Annotated in this window: 17 protein-coding genes; 13 read left to right on the top strand and 4 right to left on the bottom strand. The window is 67.2% G+C overall.

From position 1 onward, the window contains the following. Positions 1 to 4: 4 nt before the first annotated feature. Positions 5 to 427: a nucleoside-diphosphate kinase gene (ndk, locus tag BLS81_RS01970; RefSeq protein ID WP_093220039.1), complete on the top strand. Its 423-nt coding sequence runs from the start codon at positions 5 to 7 to the stop codon at positions 425 to 427. Between the two features lie 102 nt (positions 428 to 529). On the opposite strand, the gene BLS81_RS01965 is transcribed toward ndk, so the two are convergent. Then, a complete protein-coding gene (locus tag BLS81_RS01965) occupies positions 530 to 2,695 on the bottom strand; it encodes a TonB-dependent receptor (protein ID WP_093220037.1) in 2,166 nt (721 codons plus the stop codon). 192 nt (positions 2,696 to 2,887) lie between these two features. Continuing rightward, positions 2,888 to 4,219, bottom strand: coding sequence for an LLM class flavin-dependent oxidoreductase (locus BLS81_RS01960; RefSeq protein WP_093220035.1), 1,332 nt, complete (start codon positions 4,217 to 4,219; stop codon positions 2,888 to 2,890). Between the two features lie 262 nt (positions 4,220 to 4,481). Here BLS81_RS01960 and BLS81_RS01955 point away from each other — a divergent pair, with 262 nt between their 5' ends. From BLS81_RS01955 to BLS81_RS01945, 3 genes are read left to right on the top strand one after another with little or no spacing between them, the layout of a single operon-like run. Beyond that, positions 4,482 to 5,216 carry a methionine ABC transporter ATP-binding protein gene (locus BLS81_RS01955; RefSeq protein WP_093220032.1) on the top strand — a complete coding sequence of 245 codons (735 nt, stop codon included), beginning with the start codon at positions 4,482 to 4,484 and terminating at the stop codon, positions 5,214 to 5,216. Beyond that, complete coding sequence (locus tag BLS81_RS01950) at positions 5,213 to 5,878, top strand: methionine ABC transporter permease (RefSeq protein ID WP_093220029.1); 666 nt, start codon at positions 5,213 to 5,215, stop codon at positions 5,876 to 5,878. Before BLS81_RS01955 ends, BLS81_RS01950 begins: the two co-directional genes overlap by 4 nt. 11 nt (positions 5,879 to 5,889) lie before the next feature. Continuing rightward, positions 5,890 to 6,681 carry a MetQ/NlpA family ABC transporter substrate-binding protein gene (locus BLS81_RS01945; protein WP_093220027.1) on the top strand — a complete coding sequence of 264 codons (792 nt, stop codon included), beginning with the start codon at positions 5,890 to 5,892 and terminating at the stop codon, positions 6,679 to 6,681. Between the two features lie 19 nt (positions 6,682 to 6,700). Here BLS81_RS01945 and BLS81_RS01940 read toward each other — a convergent pair whose 3' ends face one another. Next, complete coding sequence (locus BLS81_RS01940) at positions 6,701 to 7,927, bottom strand: flavin monoamine oxidase family protein (protein WP_093220024.1); 1,227 nt, start codon at positions 7,925 to 7,927, stop codon at positions 6,701 to 6,703. On the opposite strand from BLS81_RS01940, the gene BLS81_RS01935 reads away from it, so the two are divergent. From BLS81_RS01935 to treY, 4 genes are all read left to right on the top strand, one after another. Continuing rightward, a complete protein-coding gene (locus BLS81_RS01935; protein WP_093220021.1) occupies positions 7,926 to 8,408 on the top strand; it encodes a DUF2934 domain-containing protein in 483 nt (160 codons plus the stop codon). The genes BLS81_RS01940 and BLS81_RS01935 overlap by 2 nt on opposite strands. Positions 8,409 to 8,472: 64 nt before the next feature. After that, entirely contained in the window at positions 8,473 to 10,575 is a 2,103-nt protein-coding gene (glgX, locus tag BLS81_RS01930; RefSeq protein WP_093220018.1) for a glycogen debranching protein GlgX, read from the top strand. Continuing rightward, a complete protein-coding gene (gene treZ / locus BLS81_RS01925; RefSeq protein WP_093220017.1) occupies positions 10,575 to 12,329 on the top strand; it encodes a malto-oligosyltrehalose trehalohydrolase in 1,755 nt (584 codons plus the stop codon). The genes glgX and treZ overlap by 1 nt, the downstream gene beginning before the upstream one ends. After that, entirely contained in the window at positions 12,326 to 14,707 is a 2,382-nt protein-coding gene (gene treY / locus BLS81_RS01920; protein ID WP_093220015.1) for a malto-oligosyltrehalose synthase, read from the top strand. Before treZ ends, treY begins: the two co-directional genes overlap by 4 nt. Before the next feature lie 36 nt (positions 14,708 to 14,743). On the opposite strand, the gene acs is transcribed toward treY, so the two are convergent. After that, a complete protein-coding gene (gene acs, locus BLS81_RS01915) occupies positions 14,744 to 16,684 on the bottom strand; it encodes an acetate--CoA ligase (RefSeq protein WP_093220011.1) in 1,941 nt (646 codons plus the stop codon). 135 nt (positions 16,685 to 16,819) lie between these two features. On the opposite strand from acs, the gene BLS81_RS01910 reads away from it, so the two are divergent. From BLS81_RS01910 to BLS81_RS01890, 5 genes are all read left to right on the top strand, one after another. Then, the gene (locus BLS81_RS01910) at positions 16,820 to 17,347 is read left to right on the top strand and encodes a hypothetical protein (protein WP_093220007.1); all 528 of its coding nucleotides are present in this window, start codon (positions 16,820 to 16,822) and stop codon (positions 17,345 to 17,347) included. A 112-nt stretch (positions 17,348 to 17,459) separates the two neighbouring features. Next, complete coding sequence (gene mce, locus BLS81_RS01905) at positions 17,460 to 17,879, top strand: methylmalonyl-CoA epimerase (protein ID WP_093220004.1); 420 nt, start codon at positions 17,460 to 17,462, stop codon at positions 17,877 to 17,879. Between the two features lie 67 nt (positions 17,880 to 17,946). Beyond that, on the top strand, positions 17,947 to 19,314 hold the full coding sequence (locus tag BLS81_RS01900) for an L-serine ammonia-lyase (RefSeq protein WP_093220000.1): 1,368 nt from the start codon (positions 17,947 to 17,949) through the stop codon (positions 19,312 to 19,314). A gap of 84 nt (positions 19,315 to 19,398) precedes the next feature. Further along, complete coding sequence (locus BLS81_RS01895) at positions 19,399 to 21,048, top strand: DNA polymerase III subunit gamma/tau (RefSeq protein WP_093219997.1); 1,650 nt, start codon at positions 19,399 to 19,401, stop codon at positions 21,046 to 21,048. Beyond that, positions 21,045 to 21,368 (top strand): YbaB/EbfC family nucleoid-associated protein, encoded by a 324-nt coding sequence (locus tag BLS81_RS01890; RefSeq protein WP_093219993.1) that lies wholly within the window; start codon positions 21,045 to 21,047, stop codon positions 21,366 to 21,368. The genes BLS81_RS01895 and BLS81_RS01890 overlap by 4 nt, the downstream gene beginning before the upstream one ends. The last annotated feature ends 63 nt before the right edge of the window (positions 21,369 to 21,431 follow it).

Below are 21,431 nucleotides of genomic sequence, written 5' to 3'. Positions count from 1 at the left end.
GGTCATGGCCGCGAACCGCACTTTCTCGATCATCAAGCCCGACGCCACCCGCCGCAACCTGACCGGCGCCGTCACCAAGATGCTGGAGGAAGCCGGCCTGCGCGTCGTCGCCTCCAAGCGCATCCAAATGAGCCGCGAGCAAGCCGAGGAATTCTACGGCGTCCACCGCGAGCGCCCGTTCTTCAACGATCTGGTGACGTTCATGATTTCCGGGCCGGTCGTCGTGCAGGTGCTCGAGGGCGAGAACGCCGTGCAGCGCAACCGCGACATCATGGGCGCGACCAACCCCGCCAATGCCGAGCCCGGCACGATCCGCAAGGAACTCGCCGAATCGATCGAGGCGAACTCGGTTCACGGCTCGGACAGCGACGAGAACGCCGCCACCGAGATCGCGTTCTTCTTCAAGCCCGAAGAAATCGTCGGCTGAACTACCGCGTCGCCCCGGCGCAGGCCGGGGCCGTTGCGTGATCTGGCGGCCGTTTCACCCGAAACGCGGCGGCCCCGGCCTGCGCCGGGGCGACGTCTGAGGCTACCGCGAGACCTTGAACGATACCAGCACCGTCGCGGGATCGGCATAGTTCTTGTAATAAATGCCGGTCGACGGCGTGTACGAACTTCCCACCGGCGCATCGGCGCCGAGGATGTTCTTGCCCACGACCCGGATCTGGAAGCTCGGATCGCGTGGCGTCCAGGTGATCGCGCCGTTGACGAAGGTCTGGCCAGGCACGCGATCCTGCGGGCGGGCGAGCGCGCTGGTGTAGAAGCTGCTCTGATATTGCGCGTTGAGCGAGAATTTGACGTCGCCGATCCTGCCGGCGGGCAGATCGTAATTCGCGCCGCCCGAAAAACTCCATTTTGGCGCGTTTGTCAGCGGGTTGCCGTCGGCGTCGATGCCCTTGCCGCCCGCCCCTTTGTAATCGTCGTAGATCGCCTTGAGATAGCCGCCCGACGCCTGCAAGGAGACCCGCTTCGACAGGTGCAGGTCGTTCTCCAACTCGGCGCCCCAGCTATGCGCCTTGCCGGCGTTGCCGCGGCGTGACCCGACATAGGCGGGATCGTAGAACGAGACCTGCAAATCGCGGTAATCATTGTAGAACACCGCGAGATTGCTGCGCAGCGCGCGCCCGAACAAGGTCGCCTTCAGCCCGCCTTCGTAGGTCGTCACCTTCTCAGGGTTGAAGGGCAGTGTGGCGAGGTCGATCCGCGTCGCGCGATTGTCGAACCCGCCCGATTTGAACCCGCGCGACCATGTGAGATAGCTGAGCAGTGCGGGCGTCCACTGCGCCGAGGCCGACACCTTCGGGGTCAGCGCGCGCCATGTCTTCGCCGCGTCGCCCGCGATCGACTGCGCGACGATGGCGCCGCCAGTATCGAGCACCTTGTTGTCGAACACGAAGTGCTTGTGCTCGATGGTGCCGCGCAAGCCTGCGGTCAGGCTGAAGATGTCGGTCGCTTTCCACGTGCCCTCGCCGAACACCGCATAGGCATCGGTATCGGTGATGTTGTGCGCGCGCAGCGCGCTGATCGGCGCGGTCGCGGCGGTGCCGGTGCGGCTGTAACCGTCGCGCTGCACGAAGAAGCGCTCGTGCAGGTAGAACAGCCCGCCGGTGAAGGTGATGTCGCCGAAATCGCCGTTGAGCTGGACCTCCTGGCTCACCGAGCGATCGTTGTAGTGGATCAAATTCTTCTGGATCAGCGCGGCCTGACCGTCATTATCATACCAGACCGGGTTGAGATCGAACCCGCTGAACGCAGTGATCGACTTGACGCTGAGCTGCGGCGAGAGCGTGTAGATCAGCCGCAGCGACGCGCTCGACGCATTGAGATGCTGGAGCGGCTCGACTTCAGAATACGACCGCCGGATGCTGAACGCGCCCGGCTGCACGACGGGGATGTAAGACCGCGTATCGCTGCGGTCGCGCGTGACGTTCACGGTCAGCAGCGCGTCGAGATTGGCGATGCCGGTGAAATGCAGCTTGCCGCGCAGGGCGTCGAGGTCGATCCGGTTGACGTCATGCCCCAGCGTCGGATCCCATGTCACGCCGTCGCGCGAACGGTGGATATAGGCGAGGCTCGCGCTCAGCGTATCGCCGACCAGCGGCCCGCTCACGATGCCGTGGAACTGCACGTCGTTGAAGCTGCCGTAGCCGATCTCGCCCGAGGCGCGGAAGGTCGCGTCGGGGTCGCGCGTGATGATGCGGATCGCGCCGGCGCTCGAGTTGCGGCCGTAGAGCATGCCCTGCGGCCCGCGCAGCACCTCGACGCGCTCCAGATCGACGAACTCGCTCATCGAGCCGATCTGTCGCGGCACGTAGACGTCGTCGACATAGACCGCGAGCACCGGCTCCTGGATCGGATCGGATTCGCCGACCCCGCGCAACGAGAAGGTCTGCGTGGTGTGGCTGATCGAGGTGCGCGCGACGAACAGATTGGGGATTTGGCCGGCGAGATCGCGCAGGTTGGAGATGTTGCGCTCGGCCAGCGTCTGCGGGGTGAAGGCGGAGATCGCGATCGCGGTCTTCTGAAGGTCGGTCGCGCGGCGTTCGGCGGTGACGACGATCTCGCCCTGCACGTCGGTGGTGGCTCCTGCGGCGGCGGCGGGCGGCGGCGCCTCCGCAAACGCGGGCGCGGCGGCGAGGCCGGCGATAACCGTGGTCAGCGACAGCAATCGTGTGCTGGCCCCAAAACGTAGCATTCGAATGTCCCCTTACGGCCCGGCCTGCTCAGCCGATTTCCCATTCAAACAGTAGGAGAACATCGAACCCGCACAATTGAGTTCATGTGGGCCGCCTATTGAATTCGCTCATCGCCGCAGCCCGAACGCGGATACGAATAACCCCGCGTGGGCGGGCCACGCGGGGTCTGAGGTTGGGTTCGGAAATCGAGATCAGGCGGCGGCGCGATCGCCCCGCGCGGCGGTGTAGCGGTTGACCGGCACCGGCAGGCCGAGGCTGTCGCGGAAGGTTTCACCTTCATACTCCGCCCGGAACAGCCCGCGCGCCTGGAGGATCGGCACCACCTTCTCGACGAACGCCTCGAGTTGCCCGGGCAGCGGCTCGAACAGCACGAACCCATCCGCCGCGCCCTGCTCGAACCACGTCTGGAGCGTGTCGGCGACGGTCTCGGGCGAGCCGACGAACGCGCCACGTGGCGTCGCGAGCCGCTCGACCACCTGCCGCAAGGTCAAATTCTCGGCGCGCACCTCCGCGAGGATGCGGTTCGATCCGCTCTGCTGGCTGTTCTTGCCGATGTGCGCGACATCGGGGAACGGTGCGTCGAGATCGTACTGGCGGAAGTCGTGATCGTTGAAGGTGCGCGACAAATAGCCGAAGCCGGTATCGAGCGATTCGCTCGCCGCCAGCCCACGGTACAGCGCCTCCGCTTCGGCGTCGGTGTCCGCGACGATCGCCGAGATGCCGGGCAGCACGAACAGATCGTCCGGATCGCGGCCGAACCCCTGCGCGCGGCTTTTGACATCGCGATAGAAGCTTTGACCATCCTCGAAGGTCGGTGCGTGGGTGAAGATCGCATCGGCGCGTTTGGCCGCGAAATTGCGCCCGTCATCGGAGGCGCCCGCCTGGAAGATCACCGGCTGGCCCTGCGGCCCGCGCTTGATGTTGAGCGGGCCGCGCACCTGGAAGAACTCGCCCTTGTGGTCGAGCCGGTGCAGCTTATCGGGATCGACGAACACGCCGCTCTCTTTGTCGCCGACATGCGCGTCATCCTCCCAACTGTCCCACAGACCCTGCACGACATCGAGATATTCGGCGGCGATCCGGTAACGCACGTCATGCGCGGGGTGTTCGGTCTTGGAGAAATTGGCGGCGGTGTCGCCGAGCCAGGAGGTCACCACGTTCCAGCCGGCACGGCCGCCGCTGATATGGTCGAGCGAGGCGAATTGCCGGGCGACGTTGAACGGCTCCGAATAGCTCACCGTCAGCGTGCCGACGAGGCCAATGTGCGATGTCGCCGCCGCCAGCGCCGACAGGATCGTGATCGGCTCGACCCGGTTGAGATAGTGCGGGCTCGATTTCTCGGTGATCGACAGGCTGTCGGCGACGAAGACGAAATCGAACTTGCCACGCTCGGCAAGCTGCGCCTGTTGTTTGTAGAAGGGGAAGCTGGTGCTGGCGTTCACGTCGCGATCGGGGTGCCGCCAGTCGTTCCAGGTGCGGCCGACGCCGTGGAGGATGAAGCCGAGCTTGAGCTTGCGTGCCATGATGCTGCGCCTTGCTGGGAGGATGATGGCGCAGGCGTAAAACCATGTCCGGCGCGGCACGAACAGGGATTGCTCAAGCGCTGTTGATATTCGTTAAAGCGTTGCCGCGACGTGCGATGCTTTGCCGCGGTAAGGCAAATCCATCTGGCATGCGCGCGCATCAATCTCTACTGCGCCGCTGTGTAATGCCCGTGCTTCTCTTCCCGCACCCCCACTCCGTCCGGCGCGCGCCGCCGCTCACCTTCGGCGGGAGGCCGCTGGCGTGATCGCGCTCGATCAGGTTCACAAGCGCTATGCCGGATCGCCCGTAGCGGCGCTCGACGGCGTCTCCTTGGAGGTGGCGCGTGGTGAGGTGTTCGGCGTGATCGGCGCGTCGGGCGCCGGCAAATCGACGCTCATTCGCCTCGTCAACGCGCTGGAGGTGCCGAGCGCCGGGCGCGTGACCGTCGAGGGCATCGATCTCGCCACGCTGTCGCCGGGGGGATTGCGCGCGCTGCGGCGGCGGATCGGCATGATCTTCCAGAATTTCGGCCTGCTCTCGTCGCGCACGGTGGCGGACAATGTCGCCTTTCCGCTCAAGCTCGCCGGTGTGCCGCGCGCCGAGCGCGCGGCCAAAACGGCGGCGCTGCTCGATCGGGTGGGCCTTGGCGACCATGCCGGCAAATATCCGGCTCAGCTTTCGGGCGGGCAGAAGCAGCGCGTCGGCATCGCCCGCGCGCTCGCCACCGATCCCGATATCCTGCTCTGCGACGAGGCGACGAGCGCGCTCGATCCCGAAACGACGCGCAGCGTACTCGATCTGCTGCGCGCGCTCAACCGCGAACTCGGGCTGACGATCCTGCTCATCACGCACGAAATGGATGTCGTACGTGCGGTCTGTGATCGCGTCGCCGTGCTCGATCGCGGTACGGTCGTCGAGACCGGCCGCGTCGCTGACATCTTCGCGGGCGCCGCGCATCCCGTGACCCGCCGCATGCTCGCGGGGGTCGGGGCATGAACACCTGGTTCGCCAACGTCGATTGGAGCGACATCGCCACCGCCTGCCGCGACACGCTGGCGATGCTCGGCGGATCGCTGCTGCTCACGGTGCTGCTCGGCCTGCCGCTTGGCGTGCTGTTGTACCTGACTGCGGAGCGCCAGATTTCGCAGAACCGCGCCGTCAATCTCGTGCTTGGCACCGCCGTCAACATCTTGCGTTCGGTGCCGTTCGTCATCCTGCTGATCGTGATGATCCCGCTGACGGTGGCGCTGGTCGGCACCTCGCTCGGCGTGGTGGGAGCGATCCCGCCGCTCGTGGTTGGCGCGGCGCCCTTTTATGCGCGGCTGGTCGAAAGCGCGCTGAAGGAGGTCGATCGCACCACGATCGAAGCGGCGCAGGCGATGGGGGCGACCACGCGCCAGATCGTCACCGGCGCGCTGATCCCGGAGGCGATGCCCGGCCTCGTCTCGGGTGCGACGGTAACGGCGGTGGCGCTGGTTTCGTTCACCGCGATGGCGGGCGTGGTCGGGGCGGGTGGCCTCGGCGATCTCGCGATCCGCTTCGGCTATCAGCGCTTCCAGACCGATGTGATGATCGTCACCGTGGTGTTGCTCGTGCTGCTCGTCCAGATCATCCAGTTCGCCGGCGATCGTCTCGCCCGCCATGTCACGCATCGCTGAGGAGCCATTCGATGAACCGCCGCCGCTTTCTTCTCGCGTTGCCGCTGCTCGCCGCCGCTTGCTCGGGCGGCGCGCCGGACGACGGCAAGACGCTGACGGTCGCGGCGACCGCCGTCCCGCATGCCGAGATCCTCGAATCGGTCAAGCCGGCGCTTGCCAAGGAAGGTGTCGATCTCCGCATCCGCGTGTTCAACGATTATGTTCAGCCCAACCTCCAGGTCGACCAGAAGCAGGTCGACGTGAACTATTTCCAGACCAAGCCGTATCTCGACACGTTCAACGCCTCCCGCGGCACGCATCTCGTCGCGTATGCGGGCATCCACGTCGAGCCGCTCGGCGGCTATTCGCATAAATGGAAGACGCTCTCAGCGCTGCCGCAGGGCGCGACCGTCGCTATCCCCAATGAAGCGAGCAACGGCGGGCGCGCCTTGCTGCTACTCCAGAGGGCGGGGCTGGTGCGGCTGCGCAACCCCGCCGATCCGCTTTCGACACTGCACGACATCGTCGCCAATCCCAAGAACCTGCAGTTCAAGGAACTCGAATCGGCGACACTGCCGCGCGTGCTCGATCAGGTCGATCTCGCGCTCATCAACACCAATTACGCGCTCGACGCCAAGCTCAACCCGGTGCGCGACGCGTTGCTGATCGAGGACGCCAACTCGCCCTACGTCAACTTCGTCGTCGGGCGCGCGGGCGAGGAGAAAGATCCGCGCGTCGTCAAGCTGATCGCCGCGCTGCGCAGCCCGGCGACGCGCGACTTCATCAAGACGCACTATAAGGGCGCGGTGCTGCCGGCGTTCTGACGCCGCCTTGCTGCCGGGATCAGGCGGTCTGCGCTTCGAGTATCTCCCGCGCCGCGCGGATGCCGCTTTGCCAAGCGCCGTGCGCGGTCGAGAAGTCGGTCGCGTGGGTCGCTTCGCCGGCGAAAAAGATGCGCCCGTCGAGCGGCTTCGCCAGCGTCGCACGCGCATGCGCCTGGCCCGGCAACGCATGGCTGTACGATCCGTTGATCCACGCCGTTCGGCACCAGGCCGAAGCGGCGATTGGCCGCAGGTGGCGTCGGACATCGCTTCCGAGCAACCCCGCAAGCTCGTCGGCGGCGAGACGGAACGCCTCGGCCACCCCGACGCGTTCGAGCTGCTGCGCTCCCGGCCCGCCGAAGAACGCTTCGATCACCGGCTGGCCGAGCGGACGGACATAATAGCTGCCGGTATTGGCATCGCGCGGGTTGCCGATCAGGTGCGTCTCGACCTCAAGCCCGTGATTGCCGATCAGTTCGAAGAACAGCTTGTCCGCCAAGCCGAGCGGCAGTTGCGCGGCGGCGTGGAGGTGGTCGGTCGCGGCCGGGTCGAACGCCATCGCGCCGCTGGCGAGCACGTTGCTGGACGCGGTGACGATCGCTGCGCGCGCGCTGACCGTGCCGCGATCGGTCTCGATCCGCACGCCCCGATCGCCGAGGGCGACGCGGCGTGCCGGGGTCGTCAACCTCAGCTCCACATGCGGCAATCGCGCGGCGAGCAGCGCGCCGTAGCCCTCGTGCACGCGCCAGTTGTTCTCGCTCGCGGCATCATCATAGGCGAGGAAATCGGCGATCGAGAGCCGATCGAGATCGGCGCCGTTCATGTAACCGCTCAGCGCGCGGCAGAAGGCGTTCCACGCCCCGCCCGGTTCCAGCGCGTCCGAAGCGCGGTCGCTCTCCGGCGGTGCCGCGTGGAACCGCGCGTCCAGCGCGGCCCAAGCGGCCCGCGCAGCAGCCTGCTCAGCCGGCGTAAAGCCGAGGCCGCGCCATTGCTCCTGCCATGCCGACGGCCCGCAATGGACGGTGAAGTTCGCGGCTTCGCCCTCCGCGACGAGCGGGTTGCGCTCCGCCGAATGGAGCCAGCCACAGCCAAGATCGAGCGTCATGCCCGCCATGCCGATTGTCCAGCCGCGTCCGCCCACGCGGTCGCTCGCCTCCAGCACCACCACCGATCGGCCGTTCGTGACCAAGGTGCGCGCCGCCGCGATGCCTGCGGCACCGGCTCCGATGATCGCGACGTCATGATCCATGGTGATGCTCCGCGGCGAAGGCATGCGTATATCGAGCCGTCGGAAACGCTTGGCAATCGCCGGGTGTCTCAGGAAAAATTCTCTGCACAGTCGCGAAACGCGCATCCTTATGCGCCGCCGCGCATTGCAGTTGGCGAACCGTTACGACCAGCAGGGGACTTTCATGGAACAGGATCGGATCTCGCAAGTCCGCCAGCGCGCGCATGCGATCTGGATCGAACAGGGCCAGCCGGAGGGCGTCGCCGATCAGCATTGGGCGCAGGCCGAAGCCGAATTCGACGCCGCCGCGGCGTCCGAGTCCGGGGCGGCCGTCACCGAGACGGCGGACGCACCGGCTGTCGAACCCGAGGCAGCCGTGGAGCCCACGCCGCCCGCCGAGCCGGAAAGCGCGGCTGCGGCCGAGCCGGCGGAGGCGGCAGCACCGGCCCCCGCCAAGAAGCCGGCCAAGCGCAGGGTGAAGCCGCTCACGCCGATCCGCTGAACGCCGCCCGCGCAGGCGGGCGCCCAGCCGTTCCATGCCATCCCGTTGACTGAGGGAGACTATCTTGCGCCCCACTGCTGACCGCCTCGAGGGCGGTTCTCCCTATCCGCTCGGCGCCACGTTCGACGGACTCGGCGTCAACTTCGCCGTTTTCTCTGCGCATGCCGAGAAGATCGAGTTGTGCGTGTTCGAACCGACCGGCAAGCGCGAGATCGCGCGTTATACGCTGCCCGAATGGACCGACGAGGTGTGGCACGGCTATCTGCCGGACGCGCGCCCCGGCCTCCTCTATGGCTATCGCGCCTATGGTCGTTACGCGCCCGAGGAAGGGCATCGCTTCAACCCGAACAAGCTGCTGCTTGATCCCTATGCGCGCCGCCTGTCGGGACCGATCAAATGGAGCGACGTGCTACATGGTTACCCGGTGCGCGGACGGCGCGCCGATCTCGGCTTCGACAAGCGCGACAGCGCGCCCGCCATGCCCAAGGCGATCGTCACCAGCGACGCGTTCGACTGGTCTCGCGACGTGCGCCCCAACACCCCCTGGTCGGAAACGGTGATCTACGAGGCGCACGCCAAGGGGCTGACCAAGCTGCTCGATCTGGTGCCGCCACGCGAACGCGGCACCTTCGCGGCGCTGTCGCACCCGCGCGTGATCGATCATCTCAAGCGTCTCGGCGTCACCGCGCTCGAACTGCTCCCGATCCACGCCTTCACGCAGGATCGGTTCCTGCAGGAGCGGGGCCTGCGCAACTATTGGGGCTATAACACGCTTAGCTTCTTCGCGCCCGAGCCGGGCTATTTCTCCACCGATTCGCATGATGAACTGCGGCTCGCGGTGCGGCGGCTCCATGCCGCCGGGATCGAGGTGATCCTCGACGTGGTGTACAACCATAGCTGCGAGGGCAGCGAACTCGGGCCCACCCTGTCGTGGCGTGGCCTCGACAACGCGACCTATTACCGGCTGGTGCCCGACCAGCCGCGCTATTGCATCAACGACACCGGCACCGGCAACACCTTCAAGCTCGATCACGCGCGCGTGATCCAGATGGTCGCGGATTCGCTGCGATATTGGGCGACCTCGTTCGGTATCGACGGGTTCCGCTTCGATCTGGGGCTGACGCTCGGGCGCACCGACACGGGCTTCGACCCCAGCGCCGGCTTCTTCGACGTGCTGCGGCAAGACCCGATCCTCGGCCGGCTCAAGCTCATCACCGAACCGTGGGACGTCGGTATGGGCGGCTACCAGCTCGGCAATTTCCCGCCGGGCTTCGCCGAGTGGAACGACAAATATCGTGACACCGTGCGGGGCTATTGGCGCGGTGATCCCGGCAAGCGTGGCGATCTCGCGGCGCGGCTGTCCGGCTCGGGTGATCTGTTCGATCGGCGCGCACGGCGTCCGTGGGCGAGCGTCAACTTCCTCACCAGCCATGACGGCTTCACGCTCGCCGATCTCGTCTCCTACGAGGAGCGCCACAACGAGGCGAACGGCGAAAACAACAACGACGGCCACGACAACAACATCTCGCGCAACTGGGGTGCGGAGGGGCCGACCGACGACGAGGGCATCCTCAAGACCCGCGCCACGGTGCAGCGCTCGATGCTGGTGACGTTACTGGCCTCGCTCGGCACGCCGATGCTGGTGGCGGGCGACGAATTTGGTCGCACGCAGCACGGCAACAACAACGCCTACTGCCAGGACAATGAGATCAGTTGGCTCGATTGGGAGCAGGCCGACAGCCCCGAGGGCCGCTCGCTGTTCGCCTTCACGTCGCGGCTGATCGCGCTGCGCAAGACGCATGAGGTGCTGCGCTCGGCCAATTTCCTCTACGGTCAGGATTCGCCCGGTTACGGGATCAATGACATCGAATGGTGGGATGAGCGCGGCGAGACGATGTCGCCCGACGATTGGAACAACCCCGAAGGCCGCGCGCTCGTGATGCGGCGCGCTGTCGCGCTCGAGGATGGGCGCATCGAAGCGCTCACCCTGCTGATGAACGCGAGCGAGGACGCGATTACCTTCACCTTGCCCGCGCCCAATTCGGATCGCGAAGTGTTGATCGACAGCGCGCAGCCCGACCTCGAGCCGACGCCGATCGGCGACACCTATGAGGTGCAGGCGCACGCGGCGGTCCTGATCCGCCGACGCGCGGACAAGGACGCCTGATGCGCCTGTGGGGACCGCGCCTCGAAGCGGACGGGCGCACGATCTTCCGGCTCTGGGCGCCCGATCGCGACGCCGTGACGCTGGAGATCGACGGCGCGGCGTCGCTCGCGATGACGCCGCGCGACCGCGGCTGGTTCGAGGCCGAAGCGGTCGCGCCGCCGGGAACGCGGTACCGCTTCCGGCTCGATGCCAATCTGGTCGTGCCCGATCCCGCCTCGCGGCTGCAGTCGGGCGGCGTGCATGGCTGGAGCGTAGTGCTTTCTCCGTTCCTGCCGAGCGAAGTCGCGGCACACGCCGATGGTCCCACGACTTCGCCCGGCACGAACGGGGGTTGGCGCGGCCGCCCGTGGGAAGAAGCGGTGATCCAGGAAGTCCACGCCGGCGTACTAGGCGGCTATGCCGGCGTCGCCGACACGCTGCCGGCGCTGGCGGAGCTTGGTGTCACCGCAATCGAACTGATGCCGATCGCGGCGTTCGCCGGCTCGCGCAACTGGGGCTATGATGGCGTGCTGCCGTTCGCGCCCGCCGAGGCGTACGGTTCGCCACACGACCTGCGCGCGTTGGTCGATCGCGCGCACGAACACGGGCTGATGATCTTGCTCGACGTGGTCTACAACCACTTCGGCCCGGACGGGAACTACCTCGGCGCCTATGCTGGCGACTTCTTCCACGCCGATCGCGATACGCCGTGGGGCGGCGCGGTCGCGGTCGATCGGCCCGAGGTCGCCGCCTATTTCCTTGAGAACGCGCTGATGTGGATCGAGGAGTACGGGTTCGACGGCTTGCGGTTCGATGCGGTTCACGCGATCGGCGATACCGCCTTCCTCGACCGGATGGCGGCCGAGATCCGCGCGCAGGTAGCGCCCCATCGGCAGGTTCACTTGATCCTCGAAAACGAATCGAACGACGCGGCGCGCCTCGGCGACGGCGGCTTCGATGCGCAATGGAACGACGATTTCCACAACGTCATGCACGTCCTGCTGACCGGCGAGACCGAGGGCTATTACGCCGATTTCGCACAAAATTCGACCGATAAGCTGGCGCGCTGTCTGGGCGAGGGGTTCATCTACCAGGGCGAGGGGATGCCGCACCAAGACGGCAAGCCGCGCGGCACGCCGAGCGGACATCTGGCGCCGACCGCGTTCGTCGCGTTCCTGCAGAACCACGACCAGATCGGCAACCGCGCGCTCGGCGAGCGGTTGACCACCTTGGTCACGCCCGATCGGCTGGCGGCGGCGACCGCGCTGTTGCTGCTGTGCCCGCAAATCCCGCTGATGTTCATGGGTGACGAGATCGGATCGCAGACTCCGTTCTACTTCTTCACCGATTTCCACGATGAACTCGCCGATATCGTGCGCGAGGGCCGGCGCAAGGAATTCGCGCATTTCGAGGCGTTTTCCTCCGAGTCGGCGCGCGCGCAAATCCCCGACCCCAACGCAACCGATACCTTCGCGGCGTCGCGGCCTTTGCCTGCGGACGACACCCAAAAATGGCGCGCGCTGTACCGCGACCTGCTGACGCTACGCCACACGAAGATCGTGCCGCGTCTGCGCGGTGCGTATGCGGATGGTGCCGAGGTGCTCGGTGAAGGCGCGGTTCAAGCCGTGTGGACGCTCGGCGACGGTGCGGTGCTGACGCTCGCGATCAATCTCGGCAGCGCGCCGGTGACGGTGCGCGCCGAGACGCCGCTCTATGCGCTCGGCACGCCCGGCGCGCCGGCGAGCTTCGCCGCCTGGCTTGAGGATGCAGCATGACCGATTTCCCGCCACGCGCGACCTACCGCCTGCAATTCAATCGCGATTTCCCGTTCTCGGCGGCTGAAGCGATCGTGCCGTATCTCGATCGGCTCGGCATCAGCCATGTCTATGCCTCACCGATCACCGCCGCCGTCTCGGGATCGCCGCACGGCTACGACGTGATCGATCCGACCGTAATCAATCCCGAGCTGGGCGGTGAGGCAGGATTCCGCAGCCTCGTCGATGCCGTGCGCGCGCGGGGCATGGGCATGGTCATCGATATCGTGCCCAATCACATGGGCGTGGCGGGCGGGGAGAATGGCTATTGGAACGACGTGCTGCGCCACGGCGCGGGCGGCCGGTACGCGCGTTGGTTCGACATCGACTGGGACAAACCGCTGCTGCTGCCGATCCTCGGCGCGTCGCTCGGCGAGGTGATCGCGGCGGGCGATCTCGAGCTGGTCGATGGCGCGCTCCGGCTTTATGGCGCGGACGGTCCGCCGCTGCGGCCGGACGTGCCGGCGCAAGGCGATTTGCGCGCGCTGGTCGAGGCGCAGCATTATCGGCTCGCGTCCTGGCGGACGGCGAACGACCAGCTCAACTGGCGGCGCTTCTTCACCATCAACGAACTCGCCGGCGTGCGGGTCGAAGACCCCGAGGTGTTCGAGGCGACCCACGCTTTGTACTTCAGCCTGTTCGAACAGGGCCTGATCGATGGCGTGCGCGTCGATCACATCGACGGCCTCGCCGATCCCGCCGGCTACGCCCGCGCGCTGCGCACGCGATTCGACGCGATCGGGGGCACGCGGCGCGCCTATATCGTCGTCGAAAAGATCCTCGCCGAACACGAAAGGCTCGCGCGCGACTGGGGTCTCGACGGCACCAGCGGGTACGACTTCATGCGCGAGGTGACTGGGGTTCTGCACGCGAGCGAAGGTGAGATACCGCTCGGCGAGCTATGGGAGGACATCAGCGGCCGCCCCTCCGACTTCGCGGACGAGGCGCTGACCGCGCGCCAGCAACTGCTCTCCTGGCAGTTCGCCGGCCAGACCGATCGCTGCGTCGCCGCCTTCGCTGCCTTGGCCGCGTCGGCGAGTGCCAGCCATCCCGCGTTCGAGGCGGTCACGCCCGCGATGCTGCGCCGTGCGATCGAGCGGCTGCTTTGGGTGTTTCCGGTCTATCGCAGTTACGGCGTTGGCAATCACGGCCCGTCCAGCGACGGGGCGGTGCTTGATCGCGCGCTTGCCGACAGCACGGACTTCTGCCCGCCCGGCGAAACGGAGATCGCGCGCCATATCGTCGAGTGGCTCGCGGGCCGGGGGCCGGGCGATGCGACACTGGCGGCGGAGGCGGTGCGCCGCTTCCAGCAACTTTCCGCGCCGATCGCGGCGAAGGCGGTGGAGGATACCGCCTTCTACCGTCACGGCGTTCTGCTCTCGACCAACGACGTCGGCTTCGCGCCCGAGCGATTCGCGTTGGACATCGGCCAGTTCCACGCCGCGATGGCGGCGCGCGCGCGCGATTTCCCCCATGCGATGCTCGCCACCGCGACGCACGATCACAAGCGCGGTGAAGATGTGCGCGCACGTCTCGCGGCGCTCAGCGGCGTGCCCGACATCTGGGCGGAACGCGTCGCCGGCTGGATGGCGCGCACCGAAGGGCGCGGGGTCGATCCCGCCGATCGCTACATACTGCTGCAGACCATGTTCGGCGCCTGGCCGATCGACGCCGACCGCATCAAGGCATGGCAGACCAAGGCATTGCGCGAGGCCAAGCTGAGATCGTCGTGGGAAGCGCCCGACGAAGCGTATGAGGCGCGCGCCGCCGAATTGGTCGACCGCTTGCTTGCCGACGGGACGTTCACCGCCGAGATGGAGGCGTTCGTACGGCGCCTTGCGCCAGCCGCCACTGCGAATAGTCTCGCCGTCGCGCTGCTGCGCAATACCGTTCCCGGGGTGCCCGATTGTTATCAGGGCGCCGAGTTGGGAGACTGGAGTCTCGTCGATCCCGACAACCGCCGCCCGGTCGATTATGCCGCCCGCGCCGCCCTGCTGGAGCGCGACGGCGATCCGCTGTCGAAGCCACATCTGATCGCGCGGTTGCTCGGCCTACGCCGTCAGTCACCGGCGCTGTTCTCGCATGGCGCATATCTGCCCGTCACCGTCTCGGGCCCGCGCGCCGGGGAGGTGCTCGCGTTCACGCGTACCCAAGGCGCCGAGCGGCTCGAATGCGCGGTTCTGCTCAAGGCGGCGTCGGCGCAGATCGGCGCGGGGCAGGCGAGCCCCGGCGCGGACTGGTGGGGCGAGACGATGATCGACTTCGCCGAGCCAGTATCGGCGGCGGAGCTGTTCGCGACCGCGCCATACCACATCAACGTTGCGGCCTCCGCGACATAACGTTCGTGCGGCGGAGGCGTGGCGGCCGCCGTCGCCTCACGCCACGCGGTTCGCCACGAGATCATCGACCACCCCCGGATCGGCGAGTGTCGATGTGTCGCCCAGCGCGGATACGTCCCCTTCGGCGATCTTGCGGAGGATGCGGCGCATGATCTTGCCGCTGCGCGTCTTGGGCAGGCCGGGCGCGAATTGCAGCTTGTCGGGCGTCGCGATCGGCCCGATTTCGGTGCGGACCCATTTGACCAGCTCGCGGCGCAGATCGTCGGACGGAGCCTCGCCGGCGTTGAGCGTCACATAAGCATAGATGCCCTGGCCCTTGATATCGTGCGGCATCCCGACCACCGCGGCCTCGGCGACCTGCGGGTGAAGCACCAGCGCGCTCTCCACTTCCGCGGTCCCCATGCGGTGCCCGGAGACGTTGATGACGTCATCGACCCGCCCGGTGATCCAGTAATAGCCGTCCTCGTCGCGGCGGCAGCCGTCGCCGGTAAAATATTTGCCGCGATAGGTGGTGAAATAGGTCTGAAAGAAGCGTGCGTGATCGCCCCAGACGGTGCGCATCTGTCCCGGCCAGCTCCGGGCGATGGCGAGATTGCCCTCGGTCGCGCCGGTCAGCACCGTCCCTTCGGCATCGACGATCTGGAGATCGACGCCGGGCATCGGTGTGGTCGCGGAACCGGGCTTCAGATCGGTCGCGCCGGGCAGGGGCGCGATCATCGCGCCGCCAGTCTCAGTCTGCCACCAGGTGTCGATGATCGGGCAGCGCCCCTCGCCGACGACGTCGTGATACCAGCGCCACGCCTCGGGGTTGATCGGCTCGCCGACCGTGCCAAGCAGCTTGAGCGACTTGCGGCTGGTCCTGGCGACATAGTCGTCACCGTCCTTCATCAGCGCGCGCAAGGCGGTGGGGGCGGTGTACACCGTGTGGACCTGATGCCGGTCGCAGACCTGCCAGATGCGGCTGGCGTCGGGCCAGTTGGGCAGGCCCTCGTACATCAGGGTGGTCGCGCCATTGGCCAGCGGGCCGTAGAGGATATAGCTATGCCCTGTGACCCAGCCGATATCGGCGGCGCACCACCACACATCGCCCGCGCGATAATCGAAGGCCAGTTCGTGGGTCAGGCTCGCCCATAGCAAATAGCCGCCGGAGGTGTGCAGCACGCCCTTGGGCTGGCCGGTCGAGCCGGAGGTGTAGAGCAGGAACAGCGGGTCTTCCGCGTTCATCGGCTCCGCCGGGCAGGCGGTCGAGACGGTCGCGGCCGCTTCGTGATACCATATGTCCCGCCCCGGCTGCATCGTCACCGCGCCGCCGGTCGCGCGCACGACGATCACCTGTTCGAGCGCCGGCGCATGGGCGGCGCTGGCATCGACATTGGCCTTGAGCGGTACGGTCTTGCCGCCACGCCGGCCTTCGTCGGCGGTGATGACGATGCGGCTGTCGCAATCGGTGATGCGCCCCGCCAGCGCCTCGGGCGAGAAGCCGCCGAACACCACCGAATGGATCGCCCCGATCCGCGCGCAGGCGAGCAGCGCGAACGCCGCCTCGGGGATCATCGGCATATAGACGGTCACCCGGTCGCCCTTGGCGACGCCCTGCGCCTTCAACACATTGGCGAAGCGGCAGACTTCGGCGTGCAGTTCGGCATAGGTGAACCGGCGCGGCTCGGCGTTGGGGTCGTCGGGCTCCCAGATCAGCGCGATCTGCTCGGCGCGCTCGGCGAGATGCCGGTCGATGCAATTGGCCGCGACGTTGAGTTTGCCGTCGGCGAACCATTGGATGTGGAAATCGGCCTCGTCGAACGACCAGTCGCCGGCGATTTCGGGCCGCTTGATCCAGTCCAGCCGACGCGCCTGTTCGAGCCAGAAGCTGCCCGGATCGGCGAGCGAGCGGCCATAGAGCTTTTCATACCCCGCCGCGTCGACTCGCGCGTGCTTCGCCCACTCTGCTGGCACGGGGTATAGGCTCTGTTCCGACATACCGATCTCCTGATCCGTTCTTTGCCGATGCGGCGGCGGCGTTGCAAGCAGCCGCTTGTGCGCCGGTCTTGTCTTGGCGCGGCGCATTTGCCAAGCGTGCGCCACCGTCATCGCCGGGGAACGAAAGGGCGAACCATGATCCTGATGCTGCTGCTCCAGGCCGCCGTGCCGGCGCCCGCCGGGTGGTCCACCGTCGCGAAGATCGATCCAGCGACGCATCTCGGCTCGACCTCGGTGTCGGCGTACAGCGCGGATGGCAAGGCGCGGCTGGTGGTGCGCTGCGATCGCAGCGCGCCCGGCACCAACGCGGTTTCGGTCCAGTTCATCCCCAAGCCGCCCTTCGCCAAGGCGACGCCGCGCCCGGTGACGATCACCGCCGACAATGGCCCCGCGCTCGGGATCAACTGGGAGTTCCCCGGCGGCGGCGCGTACACCGCGCAGGACGCGGTGGTGACGACGCTGACCGTCGCGATCGCCCATGCCAAGTCGATCAAGGTGCGCGCGATCGATCCCGCCAATATGCCCGTCGACGCGGTGTTCGCCGGGCCGGGGAGCGAGGCGCCGATCCGCCAGACGGTTGAGTCGTGCGGCTATGTGTTCGGGCAGATGCCCGCGCCACCGCCGCCGCCGCCCGCGCCGAAGGCGGATGACGCGGAGAATTGATCGCTGGGCGCCGAACACCCGGCTCGGTTCGTGCTTCGCGTGTGCCCAATGCGAACGGTTTGATTTTGCAAGCGATCCCTATGCCGATCGCTGATGAGGTGGAGAGAGACGCATGAAACTCGGACGGCTGAACCACATCGGCGTTGCCACCCCGTCGATCGAGACCTCGATCACGCTCTACCGCGACGTGCTAGGCGCGACGACGATCGGCGAACCCTTCGATCTGCCCGCCCAGGGGGTCAAAGTGTGTTTCATCGATACCCCGAACGCGCAGATCGAACTGATCGAGCCGCTCGGCGCGGCGTCGCCGATCCACGGCTTCATCGCCAAGAACCCGGCCGGCGGGCAGCATCACGTCTGCTATGAAGTGCCTGACATCCACGCCGCGAAATCCTGGTTCGAGGGCAAGGGCGCGCGCGTGCTCGGCGAACCGCGCATCGGTGCTCACGGGACGCTGGTATTCTTCATCCACCCCAAGGACATGGGCGGCGTGCTGACCGAGATCATGGAGACGCCTGCGGCCACGCACTGATCGCGGGCTCGATCGTCACCTCGAAAAAAGGGCAAGATTGCGTCGCGCCAAGGTGATAGGCCGCACCATGGTCAGCAGCACCTTCGACTTGTTCAAGATCGGCGTGGGTCCGTCGAGTTCGCACACGATGGGGCCGATGCGCGCCGCCGCCGATTTCGCGCGCCGCGCGGACGAGGGTACGGCGCGGGTCGAAGTGCTGCTGTTCGGCTCACTCGCGCTGACCGGCAAGGGACATGCCACCGATCGCGCGATCCTGCTCGGCCTCGCCGGGCACGTGCCCGCGTCGATTGACCCGGATGTCGCGGATGCCGAGGTCGCCGCGATCCGCGCCAAGCGGGCGCTGATGCTCGGCGGCACCCGCGCGATCCCGTTCGATGAAGCGCGTGACCTGCTGTTCCGCCCGCGCGAACGGCTCGATTTCCACAGCAACGCGATGACCTTCGCCGCCTTCGACGCGAGCGGCGCCGAGACGCTGCGCCGCACCTATTATTCGATCGGCGGCGGTGCGGTGCTCGATCAGGACGAGATCGGCCGCAACGCGGCGCCCGAAGGCGGCTGGGACGTGCCCAACCGCTTCCGCTCGGGCGACGAACTGCTCGCGCTCGCCGAGCGGAGCGGCAAGACGATCGCCGACCTGATGCGCGAAAATGAGGAAGCCTCCCTCGCTCCCGAAGACGTCTCGGCCCGGCTCGCCGAGATCCGCGACGCGATGGCGGCCTGTATCGATCGCGGCATCCGTTCCGATATCGCCGAGCTTCCCGGCGGCCTGCGCGTCAAGCGGCGTGCGCCCGGCATTCACCGCACGCTAGTCGCCCGGCAGGAACGCGCGCTCGCCGATCCGCTGACGGTGATCGACTGGATCAACCTGTGGGCGCTCGCGGTCAATGAGGAGAACGCCGCCGGCGGCAAGGTCGTGACGGCGCCCACCAACGGCGCGGCCGGGATCGTCCCTGCGGTGCTGCGCTATTACGAACGCTTCGCGCCGAGCGCGACGGCGCGCGGGGTGGAGGATTTCCTGCTCACCGCCGCCGCGATCGGCTTTCTGTTCAAGGAAAACGCTTCGATTTCGGGCGCCGAGGTCGGCTGCCAGGGGGAGGTCGGCGTCGCCTGCTCGATGGCGGCGGCAGGGCTTGCGGCGGCGCTCGGCGCGACGCCCGAGCAGATCGAGAATGCCGCCGAGATCGGCATGGAGCACAATCTCGGCCTCACGTGCGATCCCGTCGCCGGGCTGGTGCAGGTGCCGTGTATCGAGCGCAACGCGGTCGGTTCGATCAAGGCAATCGAGGCGGCGCGGCTGGCGATGCTCGGCGACGGCACGCACCGCGTCAGCCTTGACCAAGTGATCGAGACGATGCGCCGGACCGGGCTCGACATGTCCGAACGCTACAAGGAAACGTCGCTCGGGGGCCTCGCCGTCAACGTCGTCGAATGTTGAGGCCGGCGGCACCGGGACGCTGAAGACCTTCGCCGGCGTTACCAAAGCTTCGACAACGCACCCCGCCGTGCCTACATAGCCCCCATGTCCGACTCCTTCGATCTTGGTGAACCCCCGCAGCCCAAAGCCGAGGCGTACCGCGTCCTCGCGCGCAAATATCGGCCGCAGACTTTCGCCGAACTGATCGGCCAGGATGCGATGGTGCAAACGCTCGGCAACGCGATCAAGCGCGACCGGCTCGCGCACGCCTTCCTGATGACCGGCGTGCGCGGGGTGGGCAAGACGTCGACCGCGCGGCTGATCGCCAAGGCGCTCAACTGCATCGGGCCGGACGGGCAGGGCGGCCCGACGATCGACCCGTGCGGCGTCTGCGAACCCTGCCGCGCGATCGCCGAGGGCCGCCATATCGACGTGATAGAGATGGACGCCGCCAGTCATACCGGCGTCGACGACGTGCGCGAGATCATCGATGCGGCGCGCTATGCGGCGGTGTCGGCGCGGTTCAAGATCTACATCGTCGACGAAGTTCACATGCTCTCCAAGAACGCCTTCAACGCGCTGTTGAAGACGCTGGAGGAGCCGCCCGCGCATGTGAAGTTCCTGTTCGCCACCACCGAGGTCAACAAGGTGCCGGTGACGGTTCTGTCGCGCTGCCAGCGTTTCGACCTGCGGCGCATTCCGGCGGAGAAGCTCGCCGAACACTTCGCCTATGTTGCGCGGGCGGAGGGCGTCGAGGCGGAACCCGAGGCGCTGGGGCTGATCGCGCGCGCGGCGGAAGGGTCGGCGCGCGATGGCCTGTCGATTCTCGATCAGGCGATCGCGCACGCCGGGCAGGAAGGCGGCGGCGTTCGCGCGGACGCGGTGCGCGACATGCTCGGCCTGTCGGATCGCGGCGCGACACGCGACCTGTTCGCGCTGCTGCTCGCCGGTGATGGCGCGGGCGCGCTGGCCGCGCTGCGGCGGCAATATGATCTCGGCGTCGATCCGCTGAGCGTGCTGCGCGCGCTGCTCGAAACCGTTCACGGCACGACGCTGGTGAAGCTCGGCGCCGGCATCGACGCGGGGCAATCGGTCGAGGAGCGCGAGGCGCTAGCGCGGTGGGCGAGCGGCCTGTCGTTCGCGGTGCTGCACAGGCTCTGGCAATTGCTGCTCAAGGCGCATGAGGAGGTCGGTCGCGCCGCCTTGCCGATCGAGGCGTGCGAGATGGCGCTGCTCCGGCTCGTCCATGCCTCGACCCTCCCCGATCCGGGTGAACTCGCCAAGATGCTGGCGGAAGGTCGCGTCTCGATGGCGGCACCGGCCGCGCCCGCCGCCGCGCCGACGCTCGCCCCGGCCGCCCAGGCCGCGCTGCCGGACACGATCGCCGCGCTGAGAACCTATCTCGACGACAATGGCGAGCAGGCGCTCGCCTCGAAGGTCTATTTCAGCGCCAGCGTCGTTCATTTCGCCGCGCCGGAAATCGTGCTCAGTTCGGCCCGGCCGATCTCGGCAGATCTGGTGCGCGATCTCAACATCGAGTTGAAGCGGCTGACCGGCAAGGTTTGGAAGGTGACGACCGCCGACGTGCCGGGCGCGCCGACGCTGCGCGAACAGGACGATGCCGACAAGGAGAAACGGCGTCTCGAAATCCTCGCGATGCCGGTGGTAAAAGCGGCATTCGATGCGTTTCCCGGCGCGGAACTTCCGCCCGACGAACTCGATCGGATCATAGCGCTACAACGGAGTGAAGCATGAACAATCTCGAAGACATCATGGCCATGGCGCAGAACGTCCAGGCCGAGCTCGAAAAGGCGCAGGCCGGTCTCGACTCGATCGAAGTTCAGGGTGCGGCCGGCGGCGGTCTGGTGAAGGTGCGCGCGTCGGCCAAGGGCCGGATCATCGGCATCGACATCGACGATTCGCTGCTCGCCGCCAGTGAGAAGCAGATGCTCGAGGATCTGATCGTCGCCGCCTTCAACGATGCCCGCGCCAAGGCCGATGCGGCCTCGGGCGACGCGATGGCGAAGATGACGAGCGGCATCCCGCTCCCGCCTGGTTTCAAGCTGCCGTTCTGATCGGTTGGGTCCGGTTGGGAACCATCGCGCGCGCCTCCTCGTTTTGCGATCCATCAGAACGAG

It is taken from the genome of Sphingomonas sp. NFR15 (assembly GCF_900103265.1).
GTDB lineage: Bacteria > Pseudomonadota > Alphaproteobacteria > Sphingomonadales > Sphingomonadaceae > Sphingomonas > Sphingomonas pollutisoli.
Note: the sequence above shows the minus strand (reverse complement) of the source record. Positions and strands in the feature narration are given on the sequence as shown.